Raw genomic sequence first — 18,166 nt, forward strand, 5'->3', positions numbered from 1 at the left:
TAAAATCAAAACGAATTGACTATGTTAGTCACTCAGTTCAGTTGAGACTCTAAATTTTTTTGCGTCACTACCTAAGTAGCTTCGCTGTTAGAACTCAATCTGTACGAGTGCCCACACAGATGATTGCTTCATATTTTTAAAGAACAGTGTAACTAACCTTGGCTAGTTACCGCAGCCTTGCTGCGAAGTGGAGCGCCATATTAACCGCTTCACTTTTAAAGTCAACTAGAAAATTTAATTTTTCTTAATTAAGCTTTCCGTTTGGCTTTTCCTTCACTTGGCTCGTTGCTTTTCAGCGTTGTGCCCCGTGTCGGTGGATGCGCATTATAGGGAAATCGAAACTCAGCGCAACCCTTTTTTGAAGAAAAGTGAGAAAAACAGTGCATTCGGACAAAAAGACACCTAAAACACCTTTTTATAGACATTTTTTACGTCTATTTACACATAATCTGTACAACTAATAAAATTTTAGACAAAATCACGCCCGAAATTCATTCATACAATATAGGGAATACAATGAAAAAGTTAGGCTTAGCTGTATTAGCTGCACTTTCTACCTCAACATTCGCATCAGAAGAAGCTCAAAGCCCCTGGTCTTTATCTGCAACAGTTGGTTATTCAATGGGTGGTGACACTATTGGTCGCCTTACTTATGAAGATAATAGTACTGACAGCGTTAAAGCCGGTGATGGTTTCATTCTCGGTGGTGCTTTGAATTATGCGATTAATCAAACGTTTGATATTCGCTTTAATGCAACCTATCACTTTGACTCAGCCAACGCTGAAAATGGTGATGTGACTTTCAGTCGATTTGCACTTGAGGCAGTTCCTTACTACAAAATCAATCAGCAATTTAAGTTTGGTCTTGGTATTGGACTAGATACAGCCGTAGAACTAGACAATGATTTTTCAAGCAATGCGGATTTCGATAGTGCAGGCAAGTTTATTGTTTCAGGCATGTACACATTTGAGGATTTCAATGGCAGCCTGGAAATGAGATACAGTGTAGTAGAGTACGAACTATCAAAAATCGGTGGCTACAGCTACAGCAATACACCAAAACTGGATGGTAACCACCTAGGTTTGTTGTTCCACTGGAACTTTTAATAGGTAAGTACTTTCCTTTAGATGTAGAAAAGCCGGGCATTGCCCGGCTTTTCTGTGTCTTAACTAGTAAGACTTACTCTGCAGACTGCGCGTCTTCTTGAACTTCTTCAGCCGCAACTGGGCGATCTAGTAGTTCAATGTAAGCCATTGGCGCGTTGTCACCTGCACGGAAGCCACACTTCAGAATACGAGTGTAACCACCTGGACGATCCGCGAAACGAGGACCGATCTCAGAGAACAATTTACCAACTACTTCTTTATCACGCGTGCGAGCAAACGCTAAACGACGGTTTGCTACGCTGTCAGTCTTAGCCAGTGTGATTAAAGGCTCAATTACACGGCGCAACTCTTTCGCTTTAGGCAAAGTTGTTTTGATGATTTCGTGCTTCACCAAAGAACCAGCCATGTTGCTGAACATCGCTTTGCGATGGCTGCTGTTACGGTTTAATTGACGACCACTCTTACGATGGCGCATGACCCTATCCTTCTAACTAAACTAATATAGTAACTTAGATTACTCAGCCAGACTTGCAGGCGGCCAGTTTTCCAGGCGCATGCCCAGAGAAAGACCACGTGAAGCTAGCACGTCTTTAATTTCAGTCAGAGACTTCTTACCAAGGTTTGGTGTTTTCAGAAGCTCAACTTCAGTACGCTGTACTAAGTCACCGATATATTGAATTTGCTCGGCTTTCAGACAGTTCGCAGAACGTACAGTTAGCTCTAAGTCATCGACTGGACGAAGCAGAATAGGATCGAACTCTGGCTTCTCTTCTTTTTCTTCCGGCTCAGAAACATCACGTAAGTCTACGAATGCTTCTAGCTGCTCAGCAAGAATAGTAGACGCACGACGGATCGCTTCTTCAGGATCCAAAGTGCCGTTCGTTTCCATATCGATGATTAGTTTATCTAAGTCTGTGCGTTGCTCAACACGAGCTGACTCAACCGAGTACGCAATACGCTCAACCGGGCTGAATGATGCATCAAGCAGCAAACGGCCGATTGGACGCTCATCGTCATCAGAGGATAAACGACTAGACGCCGGTACATAACCGCGACCACGCTCAACGCGAATGCGCATGCTGATCTCACTATTGTCAGCCGTAAGGTGACAGATCACATGCTCAGGGTTGGCAATAGTCACGTCTCCGTCGTGCTGGATATCAGCCGCAGTCACAGGGCCTACACCAGACTTAGTCAGGGTAAGGAAAACTTCATCTTTACCTTCTAGAGATACTGCCAGACCTTTCAGGTTCAACAGAATTTCAATGATGTCTTCTTGTACGCCTTCTTTCGCGCTGTACTCGTGCAATACACCGTCAATTTCAACTTCTGTCACAGCACAACCAGGCATAGATGAAAGAAGTATACGACGTAGAGCATTGCCTAGTGTGTGGCCGAAACCACGCTCTAGAGGCTCTAAAACTACTTTAGAACGCGTTGAGCTTACAGCGTCGATATCGACTAATCTTGGTTTTAGGAATTCGGTTACAGAACCCTGCATTTTATCCTCTCTTAACTCTTAACTTTACTTCGAGTAAAGTTCGACGATTAGTTGTTCGTTAATGTCCGCAGACAGATCAGAACGCTCAGGTAGGCGCTTGAAAGTACCTTCCATTTTTGAACCGTCAACTTCAATCCAAGTTGGCTTTTCGCGTTGCTCAGCCAACTCTAGAGCAGCGATGATACGCGCTTGCTTTTTAGACTTCTCGCGAATTACTACCACGTCTTCTGGAGTAACTACGAAAGAAGGGATATTAACAACACGACCATTAACCATAATCGCTTTGTGGCTTACTAGCTGACGCGCTTCAGCACGTGTGCTTGCAAAACCCATGCGATATACAACATTGTCCAGACGTTGCTCTAGAAGCTGAAGCAGGTTTTCACCTGTGTTGCCTTTAAGGCGAGCAGCTTCTTTGTAGTAGTTACGGAATTGCTTCTCAAGTACACCGTAGATACGACGAACTTTTTGCTTTTCACGTAGCTGTAGACCGTAGTCAGATAGACGACCCTTACGTGCGCCGTGCTGACCAGGTGCTGTTTCTAGTTTACACTTAGAGTCAATAGCTCTTACGCCGCTTTTAAGGAACAGGTCAGTACCTTCACGACGACTCAGCTTGAGCTTAGGGCCCAAATATCTTGCCATGTTCTTTCTCCTAACCTATTAATTATACGCGACGTTTCTTCGGTGGACGACAACCATTATGTGGGATTGGCGTCACGTCAGTGATGTTTGTGATACGGAAACCAGCAGCATTCAATGCACGAACAGCAGACTCACGGCCTGGACCTGGACCTTTGATGAATACTTCTAGGTTCTTAAGACCGTACTCTTGAGCAGCAGTACCTGCACGCTCCGCAGCAACCTGTGCAGCGAAAGGAGTAGACTTACGAGAACCACGGAAACCTGAACCACCTGCAGTCGCCCAAGAAAGAGCATTGCCTTGACGGTCAGTGATGGTCACAATCGTGTTGTTGAAAGATGCATGAACGTGAGCCATGCCGTCAACAACCTGCTTTTTGACCTTTTTACGACGAATTGGTGCTTTTGCCATAACTTACCCCACCTTATTTCTTGATAGGCTTGCGAGGACCCTTACGAGTACGCGCGTTAGTCTTAGTACGCTGACCACGTAGTGGAAGCGAACGACGGTGACGTAAGCCACGGAAACAACCAAGGTCCATAAGACGCTTGATGTTTAGTGTAACTTCACGACGAAGATCACCTTCAACAGTGTACTTGCCAACTTCTTCACGAAGGATGTCAAGAGTTTCGTCGTTTAAATCGCCGATTTTAGTAGTTTCAGCGATACCTGTCGCAGCTAAGATAGCCTTAGCGCGAGTTTTACCTACACCATAGATGCTTGTTAAACCGATAACAGCATGCTTATGATCAGGAACGTTAATGCCTGCGATACGGGCCACTAACATATCTCCTATAAATAAACCTGATTATCATCTTGCTGGAAAGCCCGTATAGGATACCCAACCGACATTCAGGTTTTACCAATGAAACAGGCTAAGTAGATTACTTAGCCTGCACGACTAGATTTCTTAGCCTTGCCTTTGCTTGTGCTTAGGCTCACTGCAGATCACGCGTACCACACCGGCACGTTTGATAACTTTACAGTTACGGCAGATTTTCTTAACGGAAGCACGTACTTTCATTACTCAACTCCGTAAACAGACCTTAGCGGCCGTAGCCTTTAAGGTTCGCTTTTTTCAGCACAGAATCATACTGATGAGACATCAGATGGGTCTGTACTTGTGCCATAAAGTCCATGATAACCACAACGATAATCAAGATTGATGTACCGCCGAAGTAGAACGGCGTTTGCCACGCCATGGTCATAAACTCGGGCACCAGACAGATAAAGGTAATATACAACGCACCGGCCAAAGTCAGGCGTGTCATTACTTTATCAATGTATTTAGATGTCTGCTCACCTGGGCGAATGCCTGGAATAAATGCGCCAGATTTCTTCAGGTTGTCTGCTGTCTCACGCGGGTTAAATACCAACGCAGTGTAGAAGAAGCAGAAGAAGATAATCGCTGCTGCAAGTACCATCGCATACAGAGGCTGACCAGGAGTCAACACTGCAGAGACGGCTTGTAAGAAGTCAGCAACTGGACCTTCACCTTGACCGAACCAGCTTGCAATTGTACCAGGGAACAAAATGATGCTGCTAGCAAAGATTGGTGGAATAACACCCGCCATGTTTACTTTCAATGGTAAATGCGTGCTCTGCGCTGCGAAGACCTGACGGCCTTGCTGACGTTTTGCGTAGTTAACAACGATACGACGTTGACCACGCTCAAAGAACACTACCAAATAAGTTACAGCGAATACGATTACCGCAATCACAACCAAAGCTAATACGTTCAGATCACCTTGACGCGCCATTTCTGCTGTCGAACCGATTGCAGACGGCAGGTTAGCTACAATACCAACAAAAATCAGAACCGAGATACCGTTACCAATACCACGCTCTGTGATTTGTTCGCCCAGCCACATCAGGAACATAGTACCGGTTACTAAGCTCACCACAGCGGTGAAGTAGAAACCGAAACCAGGATTCACAACCAACCCATCCATCATATTAGGAAGGTTAGTCGCAATACCGATAGACTGGAATGTAGCAAGCACAAGCGTACCATAACGCGTGTACTGACTGATCTTCTTACGACCTTGCTCACCTTCTTTCTTAAGCTCTATCATCGCAGGATGTATGTGCGTTAATAGCTGCATAATAATTGAAGCTGAGATATAGGGCATAATACCCAGCGCGAGTACCGAGGCACGCTCAAGCGCACCACCGCTGAACATGTTGAACATTTCAACAATGGTGCCCTTTTGTTGCTCGAAGAATTCGGCAAGTACGGCGGCATCAATCCCAGGGATCGGCACGAACGAACCTAAACGGTAAATAATGATAGCACCCAATACAAACAGTAGTCGGCGCTTCAGTTCCGCTAGCCCACTCTGTGCGCTTTGCATATCTTGACCTGGTTTAGCCATAGTGTACTTCCTTAGTCTTCTACCTTGCCTCCGGCAGCTTCGATAGCTTCGCGAGCACCTTTAGACACTTTAATGCCTTTAACGGTAACTGCGCGTGAAACTTCGCCAGATTTAACAACTTTTACGAACTGGATGTTCTTTTTAACGATACCAGCTGCTTGTAACGCGTTTACGTCTACCACATCGCCTTCAACTTTAGCGATTTCGTATAGGTTAACTTCTGTAGATACTAGTGATTTACGAGAAGTGAAACCGAACTTAGGCAGACGACGTTGCATAGGCATTTGACCGCCTTCGAAACCAACGCGTACTTTACCGCCTGAGCGTGATTTTTGACCTTTGTGACCACGACCACCAGTCTTACCAAGACCAGAACCGATACCACGGCCAACACGCTTACCAGCTGTCTTTGCACCAGCAGCAGGTGAAAGTGTATTCAAATGCATCGAATTAACCCTCTACCTTAACCATGTAAGAAACTTGGTTGATCATACCGCGAACTGCTGGCGTATCTTCTAGCTCAACAGTGTGGTTGATACGACGTAAACCAAGGCCACGTAATGTAGCTTTATGCTTCGGTAAACGACCGATTGAGCTACGTACTTGAGTTACTTTTACTGTGTTTGCCATGGTGTCTTACCCCAAAATTTCGTCAACGCTAAGACCACGTTTAGCAGCAATGCCTTCTGGAGAATTCATGTTCTCTAGAGCGGCAACTGTTGCACGAACGATGTTGATCGGGTTAGTAGAACCGTATGCTTTTGAAAGTACGTTCTGCACACCAGCAACTTCTAGTACTGCACGCATCGCACCACCGGCGATGATACCTGTACCTTCTGATGCAGGCTGCATGTATACTTTAGAACCAGCATGGCGACCCTTGATAGGGTGCTGCAAAGTATGACCGTTAAGGTCTACTGAGATCATGTTACGACGTGCTTTTTCCATTGCTTTTTGAATAGCAGCTGGAACTTCACGTGCTTTACCGTAACCGAAACCTACTTTACCTGCGCCGTCACCAACTACAGTCAGTGCTGTGAAGCTAAAGATACGACCACCTTTAACTACTTTAGACACACGGTTTACCGCGATTAGCTTTTCAGCCAATTCAGGCTGTTGTGCTTTTGCTTCTACGTTAGCCATTGTCTACTCCTAGAATTGCAGACCGGCTTCACGCGCTGCATCAGCAAGCGCCTTCACACGGCCGTGATATTTAAAGCCACTGCGATCAAAAGCGATTTTTTCAACGCCTTTGTCAGCTACGCGCTCAGCGATTGCTTTACCAACTGCTTGAGCCGCTTCGATGTTGCCTGTGCCTTTAACTGTTTCAGCAATTGCTTTTTCAACAGTAGAAGCAGCAGCCAGTACATTACCCTCAACGTTAATTACTTGAGCGTAAATGTGACGTGGCGTGCGGTGGATAACAAGGCGAGTTGTGCCCTGTTCGATAATATTTCTACGAGTGCGCTTAGCACGACGTAGACGAGCTGTTTTCTTATCCATCGTCTTACCTTACTTCTTCTTAGCCTCTTTACGACGCACGTATTCGTCAGCATAACGTACACCTTTACCTTTATAAGGCTCTGGCTCACGGTATGAACGAATGTTCGCAGCAGTTTGACCAACCAGCTGCTTGTCTGCGCCCTTAACAACAATTTCAGTTTGGCTTGGAGCTTCGATAGTGATTCCCGCTGGGATCTCGAAGTTCACTGGGTGAGAGAAGCCAAGAGTTAAATCTAATACTTTACCCTTAACTGCCGCACGGTAACCAACACCTACTAGTTGTAGTTTCTTCTCAAAACCTTCGTTAGCACCAATGATCATGTTGTTGATCAACGCACGCGCAGTACCCGCTTGAGCCCAAGCGTTAGCAACTTCACGTGGAGTTGTAGTGATAACGTTGTCGTTAAGTGAAACTTCAACCGCAGCATTGATAGTGCGCGTTAATTCACCGTTTTTGCCTTTAACTTTGATGTCCTGGCCGTTAACTGTAACTTCAACACCGGCAGGAACAGTAATAGGAGCCTTCGCTATACGAGACATAGTTCCCCTCCGATTAAGCTACAAAGCCAATGATTTCACCACCAACACCAGCGTTACGCGCAGCGCGGTCTGTCATCAGGCCTTTAGAAGTTGATACGATAGCGATACCTAGACCACCCATTACCTTAGGTAATTCGTCACGTTTCTTGTAGATACGTAGACCAGGGCGGCTAACACGCTGGATGTTTTCGATAACAGCTTTGCCTTCGAAGTACTTAAGTTCGATAGTCAATTCTGCTTTAACGTCACCAGATACTGCGAAGTCACCGATGTAACCTTCGTCTTTTAGTACCTTAGCAATAGCTACTTTCAGCTTTGAAGTTGGCATAGTTACAGATACCTTCTTCGCAGTCTGACCGTTACGGATGCGTGTAAACAAATCCGCAATTGGATCTTGCAAGCTCATGTCTTACTCCCGTGATTCTATTACCAACTAGCCTTTTTAAGGCCAGGAATTTCACCGCGCATAGCAGCTTCGCGTACTTTAATACGGCTCATGCCGAACTTGCGAAGGTAACCATGTGGGCGGCCCGTGATGTTACAACGATTACGTTGACGTGAAGGGCTAGAATCGCGTGGTAAAGACTGTAGCTTTAACACTGCATCCCAACGCTCATCATCAGATGCGTTAACATCGCTGATGATAGCTTTTAACGCAGCACGCTTTTCAGCATACTGAGCAACTAATTTAGCACGTTTTACGTCACGTGCTTTCATTGAATTCTTTGCCATAACCCTACCCTTACTTTTTGAATGGGAAGTTGAACGCTTCTAACAACGCACGGCCTTCGTCATCTGTTTTCGCAGAAGTAGTGATTGTGATGTCCATACCGCGAACACGGTCGACTTTATCATAATCGATTTCTGGGAAGATGATTTGCTCACGTACGCCCATAGAATAGTTACCGCGACCGTCAAAAGACTTTGCGCTAACACCGCGGAAGTCACGAATACGTGGCATCGCGATAGAGACTAAACGCTCTAGGAAATCCCACATACGCTCGCCGCGTAGGGTTACTTTACAGCCAATTGGGTAACCTTCACGGATCTTAAAGCCAGCAACAGATTTGCGTGCTTTAGTAACCAGAGGCTTCTGACCAGAGATAGCTTCTAGGTCAGCTACTGCATTCTCTAGAATTTTCTTGTCAGCTAGGGCTTCGCCCACACCCATGTTTAGTGTGATCTTTTCGATCTGAGGGACTTGCATGACAGAGCTGTAACCGAACTTTTCAAAAAGTTCTTTTACTACTTTGTCTTTGTACACTTCATGCAGTTTCGCCATCGTCTACTCCAACTATTAGATAGTTTTACCAGTAGACTTGAAGAAACGGACTTTTTTACCGTCTTCAAATCTAAAACCTACACGATCAGCTTTGCCAGTTTCGGCATTGAAGATCGCGACATTAGATACGTCGATAGACGCTTCTTTCTCAACAATGCCGCCAGCTTGCTGTAGTTGTGGTACAGGCTTCTGGTGCTTTTTGATGATATTGATGCCTTCGACAAATACTCGACCAGTATCAGTTACAACTGAAAGCACTTTACCGCGCTTACCTTTGTCTTTACCGGCTAGTACGATTACTTCGTCATCACGACGGATTTTTGCTGCCATGATCGACTCCTTATAGTACTTCTGGTGCTAGTGAAACGATCTTCATGAACTTTTCGTTACGTAGTTCACGAGTCACAGGGCCGAAGATACGAGTTCCGATCGGCTGTAGGCTATCGTTAAGGATAACAGCAGCATTACTGTCGAAACGGATCAAAGAACCGTCTGGACGACGAACGCCTTTTTTGGTGCGCACAACTACTGCGTTTTTAACATCACCTTTCTTCACTTTACCGCGAGGAATTGCTTCTTTAACAGAAACTTTAATGATGTCGCCAACCGCTGCGTAGCGACGGTGCGAACCACCTAAGACTTTAATACACTGCACTTTGCGAGCGCCGCTGTTATCAGCAACGTCCAGCTGAGTTTGCATTTGGATCATCTTGATGAGCTCCGGTGTAATTACAACTCGCCTAGATTTTGTTTAAAACCTAAGCATTTAGATTAATTTCCACTCAAATTACGAACGTGTCGTGTTTCAAGGGCGGGCAATTGTAACAGCAAAGCAGCGCTAAAGATAGTTCAATTTTTAATTAATTTGACTATGCCGCTGTGCCGAACTTGCCGTAAAACAGGGATATGGGGACAAACCACTCGTTCACAAGTCATGCAGTCAAACTAATTATGCAGATGGGATGAAACAGCATCGATTATAACCCACTCTCAGCGCACAAAAAACACTCAACCGAAGTTAATTACGATGCATTTTTATGTAAGTCCCCACTTTATCAACGGTGTCGACCCAATAGTCATTTTCTGGCGCTTGAAGGTAATGAATTAATTGTGACAACACCTTACTATCCACACTATAAAGTCCGTTTTCACCGACTTCATGGCCTGCCAGGATGATCCATTTGTTGTCTTCGCGCAGTGCTTCGATCATTGTTTTCAACTCCTCAAAGCGCATACCATCCATGCGTATTCCTGTCAGTTGTGCGAAGTCAGTGTAGGTCGGATTGTTAGCAGTTTCATCCAGCCAGGTGCGCCCGGAACTGAAATGTTTGGCAATCAGAGGCACATAGCTTTTCACCTGAGTGCCGCGACCAACAAAAGTATTACCACAGGGGTAGGCAAAACTTTTTGGCTCGACACTGAGCTTGGCTTTCAAAAACTGGTTGGTTTTAAGAATGTCCTGTTCCAGCCAGGCAAGATCAACCTGCTCCAGCCCTTTATCCTGTGCTCTCAACCAGGCAAAGTTGCCTGTACACAAATGAGAGTGGGTATGATTGCCGAGTTCATGGCCTGTAGCCACAACTTTACGCCAATCTTCAAGGCGCGCTTGTACAGGATCTGGCATCACATAAAAGGTGGCCTTCACGCCATACTTATCAAGAATTGGGACACCCACATCTAGTTGACTTGCTCTGGCATCATCAAATGTCAGACTCACCGCATATTTCGCCCCCTTCGGATAGCTGAATACAGCAGCTTGCTGCTTGTCTGTTACCGCCGGAGTGTCGGCCTGAGCAACTGGCAGGCAAAGCGTGCTGCCTAAGAGAATCAGTAGTCGTGTCATGCTTGTCATACATCCCTCCACAAAAAGAATTCGTTCGGATTTTAACCAGGCTTTATATTCTGCCAAACTAGCTTAGATTAAGTGACTTAAGATTTTCTGAAGGAAGCTTATGGTGGGGTTAACACTATGAATTTACTCTACAACATACCGGGCAACTAAGCCCGGTATGAGAACACTTGCTAGTGACTAGCCGCCAAAAAAGCCTTTCAACTTGTCTTTGAGCTTGTCTTTTACCGCGTCCTTGGCTTTGTCTTTAGCCGCGCTACTCAGATCCAGCTTAGTTTCCACCTTGTGGAATGGACCCTTAATTCTGACGGGTACTTTAAAACCTGTGCTGTCATCCTGGCTCTGCTGACCTTCAATGGTATCGACAATGCCGGTCACCACTCGATAGTTCACATAGGTTTTTGGTAAGTCAACCTCCCCTTCCCCGGTAATACGGATCAAAGGACTCGCCAAAGTCAGGTCACGGTTACGACCAACCCCATTGAGAAATTGAAAGCTGCCAGTCAGCGCAGAGAAGTCCGTTTTCTGGTTTGGGTCAAAGTCGGCATTGATGCCCTCAGAGACAGCAGAAAAGTTGCCTTTAAGCATCTCTTTGCCTTTGCGTACCATTTCGGCCAGGTTTGCGCCTTTAACGCCACCGTCTTTAAACTCAAATGCCAGCTCCCCGGCCAGCGCCGAAACAAACTGTTTCTGGCTGATGCCTCGGGTTTCCAGGTCCCAGTTCAGGCTGCCTTTACCCAGCACTTTGTCAAAACCAATCGCATCTGTCAGAAGCGGCTCGGCATTGATATTATTAAGGGCAAAGTTAGTTGTAATTTGATACGGCTTAGTTGCTGCATTAACATGAACCACCCCTTTGCCGTTACCTTCATAAGCTGCAAACTTATCCATAGATAGTTTTGCTTTTCCCTTATTCAGTGCAACAGAAAACTGGTTCGCACCTAGCTTAATCTCTCTGGCACGCAGGCCGCTGGAGCGGATCACCACCTTGGCGTCCAGCATATTCAGTGCCGACAAATCGATTTCACTGTCGTCCCAGACAATGGGTTGTGGTTCACCCGGTACACTGTCAGGTTGTTCTGATGCCTCAACCGGTTCTGGCAGATAAGGGTTGAGATCCAACATACCCAAGTCAACATCGGCCGTCACCCCCAGTCGATCTCCCAGCTTAATCTCACTACGTCCCTGAATATCAAGCTTATCCAATTTGGCTTTTAATGACTGCAGTGCAAATACATCATTGGCAAAGCGCATTTCTCCGGCCACTTCGAACTGATTAAAGGCCTCCGGTTTCGCGTTCAGGTCAACCTTTTGCCACTGCGCAATCTCTTTTACTGAATCGCCGGATAGCTTTAATGCACCGCTAAAAACCTTGCCTTGCTGCACTATTTGCCCATCAAAGGTCATATTAACCAGACGTGATTCCAGAGCCTGTGAAAAGCTGAAATCTTTGCTCTCTATCGCCTTTGCAGGGGTGTCAACAGTCATGTTAAGGGCAAACGATTCTTCCTGAAAGGTCACCTTGCCATCCAATTCCAGCGCCTGATAAAGAGAAGGTAAGGTGATAGTCAGTGCCAGATCAGACAGCGTATGACGCGCGCCGGATGTTTCATCAGCATAGATCAGCTCACCACCATAAATAGCCACTTCGCCCAGAGCGATATCAAACCCTGCTGGTAATGTCACCGGGCCTGATGAAGTCGGTGTTTGCTCTGTTGGTTGTGCAGGTGTGGTGCCCTTGCCCAGCGCCAATACCCAATTGGCCTGTCCCGCGGTATTCTTTTCCAGCAAAATCTTTGGATTGCGGATCACGAACTGCTCTAGCTTAAACTCTCCGGAAAACAGCGAAACCCAGGGGATATGGACTGCCAGCTGCTCCATCGTCAGCATATCGGGTTGACTGCCCCCGGGCATGTTCTCAAAGCGTACATCGTTGAGGGTAATATTCAGCCGCGGTAAAATACTGAGCTCGCTGTCGCCTGCGATTGCCAGCTTACGGCCGGTATTCGCTTCGACCTGTTGCTCTAACTGCGCAATAATCGTGGAAGTCGGGATTAGCATCGGAGCGACAACAACTGCCACCAACAGCAATAACACCAGAGCGCCTATCAGTTTGAGCACGCGTTTCATATCTCTTCCTTTATAAATCATCAATGACTCATTCTATGATAGCGATTTGGTTGATAAATTCACCTTCACCCGGGAAGATTTTTCAATCTAGACTATCTCGCATTGCACTTGCGAGAGATCTCGGTATGATCCACGCCCTTGTCAGTTTTACCGACCTTTCGCTAAACTGAATAGTCTGTATTTAACCCTCTAGTTGGAGAACCGCTGCGACATGAAGAAGCTGCTCATTTCACCGTCGAACATGGCTTTGGGCGAACAAGAAAGTCAGATTTACCAGAACATCCTGAAACAGGCGACCGAGATCAGCCTCAACCTGATGGCCGTCAAGGTCGAAAATCATCCGGAAGACTTTCTGGGGTGGTGCTATGAACTGCTGGATGTAGCGAAGAACCGCATTAATTTTGAGCTGCTTGACGACCATCAACTGCCTATCGTGAAGAAGCTTCAGGATATGCTGATCAGTGCCATCAGCTTTTTGCAGCTAAAAACTCTGCGTATTGCGCCCTGGCCTGTGATCTGCGAATTCATTCGTCAACGTGAGACGGAGTTGGCACTGGACGAGCAGCTAAAACTGATTGATTACCTGGCCCCACTGCGTGCGACCCCCTTACAGGACATGATCAGCGAAGATCGCCTGGCATTCAGTGGCAAACACGCAGCCAGCCTGGATACCAGTGTGTATCAGTTTGATGTTGAGTGGTTTGCGTCAACGAAAAGTGCCAAAGGGTTCCATCAATTACTGGCCGACTTGCCCGGCGAGTTTGATACTGCGCTGGCCCATATCCCATTGGAAGGCGAAGTGACGGAGCAGCATTACCAAGAGTTTGTACTGGCTTACCTGATGGCATTTAGTCACAGCGATGAAAAGCCGACTCTGGCACCGGCTACTCGCCTTCTGGCAATGCGCCGCCCGGATGTGTTCACGCCGCTGGTCAACAGCAAGCTGGACGCCCTGTGTCAGGCACTGGGCATTGCAAAACTGACCAACCGGGATTTCGAACGTTACTGGCAGGATGTGGTTGTTACTATCAATAGGATGCCCTGGTTTGCAACGGGTACTGCCGCAGACGACTCCGAAGCCCGCCTGCTTGCTATTAAGGCCTTACTGCCGTGCTTGTTCTATTATGCAGACGAAGATACGCCGCAGAGTTCAAACTACTACAAGCTGCTAAACAAACCCAAAAGGACAACAAGCAGTGGCGGGACCAGAACAACTCGTCGTACGAAAGAATCAGCAGAAACGCTGGTTGATCGTGCTTTAAGTGGCGACAGCATTCCAGAACATATCCGAGCCAAACGCGACTCCATTATTGCCGAAGTAGAAAAAGGCCGTAGCGTCGATGAAACCATCTCACTGATGCGCGCCATTTTCGGATAACTGAACCATTCGCTCAGACAATCAGGCAGCAGACAAGCTGCCTGATTATTGTGCAACATAGAGCATATCTGCACCAGCTGCGTGCATACTCAGCCCCGCTCCGATCTACAAAAAACCACTCCAAGCTCAAACTATATTTATAAAAATCAAAACCATAAAACCAATAAAGCATAATTTATTCAAGACTGGCTTAGCCATTGCACCCTCACGCACGACAACTACTTTGTGCTCCAGAGGACTCTACATGAATAAAAAACACTCATTGATCTGTGCAATCTCACTGCTGTTCACCCATTCGATGGCTTTCGCAGAATCTGCCGGTACAGTTAGCGCCAATGTGGCCGCAAGCTCAAACTATTTCTGGCGCGGCATTACCCAGTCAGATGATGGTGCCGCAGTCTCCGGTGGGCTGGATTACGACAGCGGCAAAGGGTTTTACCTTGGCGCCTGGGCATCCAACGTAGATTTTGGTGATACGGCCAGCACCAGCTACGAGTTAGATCTCTATGCGGGATTCAGTGGCGAGTTCAATCAAGTGAACTATGACATCGGCTATATTCACTATGCCTACCCGGATGCAGCTGGCGATATTGACTTTGGTGAGCTCTATGCCTCTCTCGGCTGGCAGTATTTCACCTTCAAACTCAGCCACCTGACTACCGCCCAGGATGATTCCACCACAGAAGAAGACATGTTGTATCTGGAACTGAACGCGGCGTTTGCGGTGTTTACAGAGTCTGAACTGGGTTTGCATATTGGACGCTCCAGTGGCGATACCGTCATGGAGTGGACGGGTGAGGATGATAGCTATATGGATTATGGCGTCAGTCTAAGCACTGGAGGGTTTACACTGGGATTAGTGAAGACGGACCTTGATGCCGATGATGACATCAAGGCTTATGTGAGTTATGCGCTGGACTTTACGCTCTGAGTCCAGTCCCTCACAGGCTTAAGGCACACTATGACCGGTCGATGCCTGCCAGATACGATACCATTGCTCACGGGATAAAGTTAGCGTACGCGCCGCCACGGCCGTACGTACCCGCTCAATGTTACCTGTACCCAATACCACGGACGGCTTACTTGGGTGCATTAACAACCAGGCATAAATCACTGCATCTATGCCACTGGCACCTACTTCTTCAGCCACTTCACTGAGACAAGCACGCAAACGCACCGCCTTGTCATCTTGTGATGCAAATAGGCGTCCCCCGGCCAAAGGCGACCACAGCATAGGATGAATACTCAACTGCTGACACTGATCTAAGGTACCGTCATCCAGTGCCTTCATCTCATAGGGCGAAAACTCGACCTGGTTTGTCACCAGCTTAAAATCAAGACGAGACTGCAGCAGACTCAGCTGCGAAGGAGTAAAGTTAGACACCCCAAAGTGCAATACATCACCATTTTGCTTGAGTGTGTTAAACGCCTCAGCGACTTCATCAGCATCCATGAGGTAATCAGGGCGATGGATCAGCAGTGTATCGATACGATCTGTGCCAAAGTGCTGTAAAGACTGCTGCACTGAGGCAATGATATGCGCTTTGCTTGAGTCATAGTGATTGGCTTTGCCCGCAAGCCCTTTACTTGCCAGGGCCGGACGAATGCCACATTTGGTGATAATGCGGATCTGCTCGCGAACCGACGGCTGCAGCGCCAGAGCACGACCGAAGGCCGCTTCACATTCGTACTGGCCATAAATATCGGCATGATCGGTATCTCGCACACCCAACTCTGTTAATTGCTTTACAAAATCCAGTGTCTGAGCCGGGCTATACTGCCAGTCCAGTAAACGCCAAAATCCGGCGACCAAATCGCCCATTACCTTGTGTGTCATAAAATTGTGCCTATGGTAGAACTTACTCTTTTTGCTTTCTCGGTGGCCAGTTCACAGCTGGCATCACGTGCCAGTGCAACCCCCATACGGCGCCGGCCTGCCACTTCAGGTTTGCCAAACAAACGTAAATCGGTATCCGCTTCAGTGAGGGCCTCGGCGACCTGAGTGAAGCTCAGTTGCTGTGACATGCCGTCGACCAGTATAACGCTGGATGCCGATGGACCATGACACTGAATGTTGGGAACAGGCAAGCCCAAAATGGCCCGAACGTGCAGCGCAAATTCACTCAGGTCCTGAGAGATCAGGGTCACCATGCCGGTGTCATGAGGACGTGGAGAGACTTCACTGAAATACACCTCGTCATCTTTGATAAAGAGTTCAACCCCGAACAGGCCTCGTCCACCCAGCGCTTCTGTGACCTGTTCAGCCATTGCTTTGGCACGCGCCAAAGCTAACTCCGACATTGCTTGTGGTTGCCAGCTTTGCTGATAGTCACCATCCTGTTGCACATGGCCAATTGGCTCACAAAAGCTGGTGCCGTTGATATGGCGGATGGTCAACAAGGTAATTTCGTAAGCGAAGTCGACAAAGCCTTCAACTATCACTCTGCCCTGACCTGCACGGCCACCCTGTTGCGCATACTCCCAGGCGGATTCAAGATCAGCCTCACTGCGCACCACACTTTGTCCCTTGCCAGAAGAACTCATGATAGGTTTAATCACACAGGGCATGCCTATCTCAGCAACTGCACTGATGAATTCCTGTTGTGTATCAACAAACCGGTAGGGCGACGTTGCCAAATCCAGCTCTTCCGCGGCCAGCCGGCGGATCCCCTCACGGTTCATAGTCAGCTGCGTGGCTTTCGCTGAGGGCACTACGGTAAAGCCTTGCTGTTCCAGCGCCACTAAGGTATCGGTTGCAATGGCTTCAATCTCGGGCACAATATAATCAGGCTGCTCTTGCTCAATGACAGCTGCCAGCTTGTCACCATCGAGCATCGACAAAGTGTAGCTGCGATCAGCAACTTGCATCGCTGGCGCATGGTCATAACGATCCAGTACCACCACCTCTGCACCAAGTCGTTTAAACTCAATCACCACTTCTTTACCCAGCTCGCCACCACCACACAATAGGACTTTGCATGACGTCGCACTAAATGGTGTCCCAAGAGGTTTTACTTTCATGACTTGATCCTTAATAACGTTCAACAGATTGGCACAAACAGTAGCACACTTTGTACTGGCAGCATTGCAAACCAGATAAACGAACCGCTTAGCTAATGTCCACCGTCGCAGAATAGGCAGGGCCATCGAGCAGACTCAAAGTCAGCTCATCTTTGGATTGTAAAGCCCCTACCCCTTTGGGCGTGCCGGTCATAATGATGTCACCTGGTACCAAGGTGAAATATTGAGCACAGGCCTTTAACAGGGTATGCAGGTTAAAAATCATCAAGCTACTGTCTCCGCGCTGCTTTAACTGGCCATTTTGCCAAAATGCATAGTGCAACACGCTGCTCTCATCCAATCCATCAACCGGTCTGAATGGTGTAAGGCTACAGCTGTTATCATACGCTTTCGCACATTCCCAGGGATGTCCCTGTTGCTTCAATTCAGACTGTAAACCCCTTAACGTCAAATCCAGCCCCGTGGCGATACCACTGATGTGCTCTAATGGCGCACTTGTAGTGTGGTCTATCCTGCTGCCCACCAGAAGTACCAACTCAGCTTCGTAGTGATGCTCACCCAGTGCGCTATTAAGTCTCAGTGGTGATTGAAAGTGGCAGAACGCCGTCGTGGGTTTGATAAAAAGTAAAGGGCTCTCCGGTACCGGGTTATTGAGTTCTTTGGCATGTGCAACATAGTTACGACCCACACACACCGCTTTACCAACTGGCAATGCAATCGACTCACCTGATTCCCATACATGCTGATACATAGTGACCTCCGTTCAGAATTGAGCGGTTATAGTAGCAGATCCCAATACAGTGACAGAGTGCTGGTTGCGAATGTTCAATATAACCA

The 18,166-nt window shown here is 47.3% G+C and carries 25 protein-coding genes; 3 read left to right on the forward strand and 22 right to left on the reverse strand.

What is annotated here, in order from left to right:
* The first annotated feature begins 516 nt into the window (after window positions 1–516).
* Window positions 517–1,107 carry a hypothetical protein gene (locus tag CWB99_RS05030; protein WP_138549617.1) on the forward strand — a complete coding sequence of 197 codons (591 nt, stop codon included), beginning with the start codon at window positions 517–519 and terminating at the stop codon, window positions 1,105–1,107.
* 73 nt (window positions 1,108–1,180) lie between these two features.
* Here the strand turns inward: CWB99_RS05030 and rplQ are convergent, their stop codons facing one another.
* The 19 genes from rplQ to CWB99_RS05125 all read right to left on the reverse strand — a co-directional run bounded on the left by rplQ (window position 1,181) and on the right by CWB99_RS05125 (window position 12,930).
* A complete protein-coding gene (gene rplQ / locus CWB99_RS05035) occupies window positions 1,181–1,582 on the reverse strand; it encodes a 50S ribosomal protein L17 (protein WP_138549618.1) in 402 nt (133 codons plus the stop codon).
* 39 nt (window positions 1,583–1,621) lie between these two features.
* The gene (locus CWB99_RS05040; RefSeq protein WP_010386933.1) at window positions 1,622–2,608 is read right to left on the reverse strand and encodes a DNA-directed RNA polymerase subunit alpha; all 987 of its coding nucleotides are present in this window, start codon (window positions 2,606–2,608) and stop codon (window positions 1,622–1,624) included.
* 24 nt (window positions 2,609–2,632) lie between these two features.
* Window positions 2,633–3,253, reverse strand: a complete 621-nt coding sequence (gene rpsD, locus CWB99_RS05045) for a 30S ribosomal protein S4 (protein WP_046006900.1) — start codon at window positions 3,251–3,253, stop codon at window positions 2,633–2,635.
* Between the two features lie 22 nt (window positions 3,254–3,275).
* Window positions 3,276–3,662: a 30S ribosomal protein S11 gene (rpsK, locus tag CWB99_RS05050; RefSeq protein WP_010386935.1), complete on the reverse strand. Its 387-nt coding sequence runs from the start codon at window positions 3,660–3,662 to the stop codon at window positions 3,276–3,278.
* A gap of 13 nt (window positions 3,663–3,675) precedes the next feature.
* Complete coding sequence (gene rpsM, locus CWB99_RS05055) at window positions 3,676–4,032, reverse strand: 30S ribosomal protein S13 (protein WP_010386936.1); 357 nt, start codon at window positions 4,030–4,032, stop codon at window positions 3,676–3,678.
* A gap of 129 nt (window positions 4,033–4,161) precedes the next feature.
* On the reverse strand, window positions 4,162–4,275 hold the full coding sequence (rpmJ, locus tag CWB99_RS05060) for a 50S ribosomal protein L36 (RefSeq protein ID WP_002959476.1): 114 nt from the start codon (window positions 4,273–4,275) through the stop codon (window positions 4,162–4,164).
* A gap of 22 nt (window positions 4,276–4,297) precedes the next feature.
* Window positions 4,298–5,626: a preprotein translocase subunit SecY gene (gene secY, locus CWB99_RS05065; protein WP_046006901.1), complete on the reverse strand. Its 1,329-nt coding sequence runs from the start codon at window positions 5,624–5,626 to the stop codon at window positions 4,298–4,300.
* Between the two features lie 11 nt (window positions 5,627–5,637).
* Window positions 5,638–6,072: a 50S ribosomal protein L15 gene (rplO, locus tag CWB99_RS05070; RefSeq protein ID WP_046006902.1), complete on the reverse strand. Its 435-nt coding sequence runs from the start codon at window positions 6,070–6,072 to the stop codon at window positions 5,638–5,640.
* A gap of 4 nt (window positions 6,073–6,076) precedes the next feature.
* A complete protein-coding gene (gene rpmD, locus CWB99_RS05075) occupies window positions 6,077–6,256 on the reverse strand; it encodes a 50S ribosomal protein L30 (protein WP_010378276.1) in 180 nt (59 codons plus the stop codon).
* 6 nt (window positions 6,257–6,262) lie between these two features.
* Window positions 6,263–6,769 carry a 30S ribosomal protein S5 gene (gene rpsE / locus CWB99_RS05080; RefSeq protein WP_046006903.1) on the reverse strand — a complete coding sequence of 169 codons (507 nt, stop codon included), beginning with the start codon at window positions 6,767–6,769 and terminating at the stop codon, window positions 6,263–6,265.
* A gap of 9 nt (window positions 6,770–6,778) precedes the next feature.
* Complete coding sequence (gene rplR, locus CWB99_RS05085; protein ID WP_054017614.1) at window positions 6,779–7,129, reverse strand: 50S ribosomal protein L18; 351 nt, start codon at window positions 7,127–7,129, stop codon at window positions 6,779–6,781.
* Window positions 7,130–7,138: 9 nt separating this feature from the next.
* Window positions 7,139–7,669: a 50S ribosomal protein L6 gene (gene rplF, locus CWB99_RS05090; RefSeq protein ID WP_010386942.1), complete on the reverse strand. Its 531-nt coding sequence runs from the start codon at window positions 7,667–7,669 to the stop codon at window positions 7,139–7,141.
* 13 nt (window positions 7,670–7,682) lie between these two features.
* Window positions 7,683–8,075 carry a 30S ribosomal protein S8 gene (gene rpsH, locus CWB99_RS05095; protein ID WP_046006906.1) on the reverse strand — a complete coding sequence of 131 codons (393 nt, stop codon included), beginning with the start codon at window positions 8,073–8,075 and terminating at the stop codon, window positions 7,683–7,685.
* A gap of 20 nt (window positions 8,076–8,095) precedes the next feature.
* Window positions 8,096–8,401: a 30S ribosomal protein S14 gene (gene rpsN / locus CWB99_RS05100; RefSeq protein WP_010386944.1), complete on the reverse strand. Its 306-nt coding sequence runs from the start codon at window positions 8,399–8,401 to the stop codon at window positions 8,096–8,098.
* A gap of 10 nt (window positions 8,402–8,411) precedes the next feature.
* A complete protein-coding gene (gene rplE / locus CWB99_RS05105; protein ID WP_010386945.1) occupies window positions 8,412–8,951 on the reverse strand; it encodes a 50S ribosomal protein L5 in 540 nt (179 codons plus the stop codon).
* Between the two features lie 15 nt (window positions 8,952–8,966).
* Entirely contained in the window at window positions 8,967–9,281 is a 315-nt protein-coding gene (gene rplX, locus CWB99_RS05110; protein WP_054017615.1) for a 50S ribosomal protein L24, read from the reverse strand.
* A gap of 10 nt (window positions 9,282–9,291) precedes the next feature.
* Window positions 9,292–9,660: a 50S ribosomal protein L14 gene (gene rplN, locus CWB99_RS05115; RefSeq protein WP_010386947.1), complete on the reverse strand. Its 369-nt coding sequence runs from the start codon at window positions 9,658–9,660 to the stop codon at window positions 9,292–9,294.
* 309 nt (window positions 9,661–9,969) lie between these two features.
* Complete coding sequence (locus tag CWB99_RS05120) at window positions 9,970–10,803, reverse strand: polysaccharide deacetylase family protein (protein WP_138549619.1); 834 nt, start codon at window positions 10,801–10,803, stop codon at window positions 9,970–9,972.
* A gap of 177 nt (window positions 10,804–10,980) precedes the next feature.
* Window positions 10,981–12,930 (reverse strand): AsmA family protein, encoded by a 1,950-nt coding sequence (locus tag CWB99_RS05125; RefSeq protein WP_138549620.1) that lies wholly within the window; start codon window positions 12,928–12,930, stop codon window positions 10,981–10,983.
* Window positions 12,931–13,141: 211 nt separating this feature from the next.
* On the opposite strand from CWB99_RS05125, the gene CWB99_RS05130 reads away from it, so the two are divergent.
* Window positions 13,142–14,308: a hypothetical protein gene (locus tag CWB99_RS05130; RefSeq protein ID WP_138549621.1), complete on the forward strand. Its 1,167-nt coding sequence runs from the start codon at window positions 13,142–13,144 to the stop codon at window positions 14,306–14,308.
* Between the two features lie 244 nt (window positions 14,309–14,552).
* Window positions 14,553–15,239 (forward strand): TorF family putative porin, encoded by a 687-nt coding sequence (locus tag CWB99_RS05135; protein WP_138549622.1) that lies wholly within the window; start codon window positions 14,553–14,555, stop codon window positions 15,237–15,239.
* Between the two features lie 18 nt (window positions 15,240–15,257).
* Here the strand turns inward: CWB99_RS05135 and CWB99_RS05140 are convergent, their stop codons facing one another.
* From CWB99_RS05140 to CWB99_RS05150, 3 genes are all read right to left on the reverse strand, one after another.
* Window positions 15,258–16,145 carry an aldo/keto reductase gene (locus CWB99_RS05140; RefSeq protein ID WP_138549623.1) on the reverse strand — a complete coding sequence of 296 codons (888 nt, stop codon included), beginning with the start codon at window positions 16,143–16,145 and terminating at the stop codon, window positions 15,258–15,260.
* A complete protein-coding gene (purT, locus tag CWB99_RS05145; RefSeq protein ID WP_138549624.1) occupies window positions 16,142–17,329 on the reverse strand; it encodes a formate-dependent phosphoribosylglycinamide formyltransferase in 1,188 nt (395 codons plus the stop codon). Before purT ends, CWB99_RS05140 begins: the two co-directional genes overlap by 4 nt.
* Before the next feature lie 88 nt (window positions 17,330–17,417).
* Window positions 17,418–18,080, reverse strand: coding sequence for a fumarylacetoacetate hydrolase family protein (locus CWB99_RS05150; protein WP_138549625.1), 663 nt, complete (start codon window positions 18,078–18,080; stop codon window positions 17,418–17,420).
* Between the last annotated feature and the right edge of the window lie 86 nt (window positions 18,081–18,166).

This window comes from Pseudoalteromonas rubra, assembly GCF_005887095.1.
Lineage (GTDB): Bacteria > Pseudomonadota > Gammaproteobacteria > Enterobacterales > Alteromonadaceae > Pseudoalteromonas > Pseudoalteromonas rubra_E.

Excerpts from the sequence above, each read along its gene's own strand:
- CWB99_RS05030 (WP_138549617.1), top strand. The coding sequence starts at position 517 with ATGAAAAAGTTAGGCTTAGCTGTATTAGCTGCACTTTCTACCTCAACA.
- rplQ (WP_138549618.1), bottom strand. The coding sequence starts at position 1,582 with ATGCGCCATCGTAAGAGTGGTCGTCAATTAAACCGTAACAGCAGCCAT.
- CWB99_RS05040 (WP_010386933.1), bottom strand. The coding sequence starts at position 2,608 with ATGCAGGGTTCTGTAACCGAATTCCTAAAACCAAGATTAGTCGATATC.
- rpsD (WP_046006900.1), bottom strand. The coding sequence starts at position 3,253 with ATGGCAAGATATTTGGGCCCTAAGCTCAAGCTGAGTCGTCGTGAAGGT.
- rpsK (WP_010386935.1), bottom strand. The coding sequence starts at position 3,662 with ATGGCAAAAGCACCAATTCGTCGTAAAAAGGTCAAAAAGCAGGTTGTT.
- rpmJ (WP_002959476.1), bottom strand. The coding sequence starts at position 4,275 with ATGAAAGTACGTGCTTCCGTTAAGAAAATCTGCCGTAACTGTAAAGTT.
- secY (WP_046006901.1), bottom strand. The coding sequence starts at position 5,626 with ATGGCTAAACCAGGTCAAGATATGCAAAGCGCACAGAGTGGGCTAGCG.
- rplO (WP_046006902.1), bottom strand. The coding sequence starts at position 6,072 with ATGCATTTGAATACACTTTCACCTGCTGCTGGTGCAAAGACAGCTGGT.
- rpmD (WP_010378276.1), bottom strand. The coding sequence starts at position 6,256 with ATGGCAAACACAGTAAAAGTAACTCAAGTACGTAGCTCAATCGGTCGT.
- rpsE (WP_046006903.1), bottom strand. The coding sequence starts at position 6,769 with ATGGCTAACGTAGAAGCAAAAGCACAACAGCCTGAATTGGCTGAAAAG.
- rplR (WP_054017614.1), bottom strand. The coding sequence starts at position 7,129 with ATGGATAAGAAAACAGCTCGTCTACGTCGTGCTAAGCGCACTCGTAGA.
- rplF (WP_010386942.1), bottom strand. The coding sequence starts at position 7,669 with ATGTCTCGTATAGCGAAGGCTCCTATTACTGTTCCTGCCGGTGTTGAA.
- rpsH (WP_046006906.1), bottom strand. The coding sequence starts at position 8,075 with ATGAGCTTGCAAGATCCAATTGCGGATTTGTTTACACGCATCCGTAAC.
- rpsN (WP_010386944.1), bottom strand. The coding sequence starts at position 8,401 with ATGGCAAAGAATTCAATGAAAGCACGTGACGTAAAACGTGCTAAATTA.
- rplE (WP_010386945.1), bottom strand. The coding sequence starts at position 8,951 with ATGGCGAAACTGCATGAAGTGTACAAAGACAAAGTAGTAAAAGAACTT.
- rplX (WP_054017615.1), bottom strand. The coding sequence starts at position 9,281 with ATGGCAGCAAAAATCCGTCGTGATGACGAAGTAATCGTACTAGCCGGT.
- rplN (WP_010386947.1), bottom strand. The coding sequence starts at position 9,660 with ATGATCCAAATGCAAACTCAGCTGGACGTTGCTGATAACAGCGGCGCT.
- CWB99_RS05120 (WP_138549619.1), bottom strand. The coding sequence starts at position 10,803 with ATGACAAGCATGACACGACTACTGATTCTCTTAGGCAGCACGCTTTGC.
- CWB99_RS05125 (WP_138549620.1), bottom strand. The coding sequence starts at position 12,930 with ATGAAACGCGTGCTCAAACTGATAGGCGCTCTGGTGTTATTGCTGTTG.
- CWB99_RS05130 (WP_138549621.1), top strand. The coding sequence starts at position 13,142 with ATGAAGAAGCTGCTCATTTCACCGTCGAACATGGCTTTGGGCGAACAA.
- CWB99_RS05135 (WP_138549622.1), top strand. The coding sequence starts at position 14,553 with ATGAATAAAAAACACTCATTGATCTGTGCAATCTCACTGCTGTTCACC.
- CWB99_RS05140 (WP_138549623.1), bottom strand. The coding sequence starts at position 16,145 with ATGACACACAAGGTAATGGGCGATTTGGTCGCCGGATTTTGGCGTTTA.
- purT (WP_138549624.1), bottom strand. The coding sequence starts at position 17,329 with ATGAAAGTAAAACCTCTTGGGACACCATTTAGTGCGACGTCATGCAAA.
- CWB99_RS05150 (WP_138549625.1), bottom strand. The coding sequence starts at position 18,080 with ATGTATCAGCATGTATGGGAATCAGGTGAGTCGATTGCATTGCCAGTT.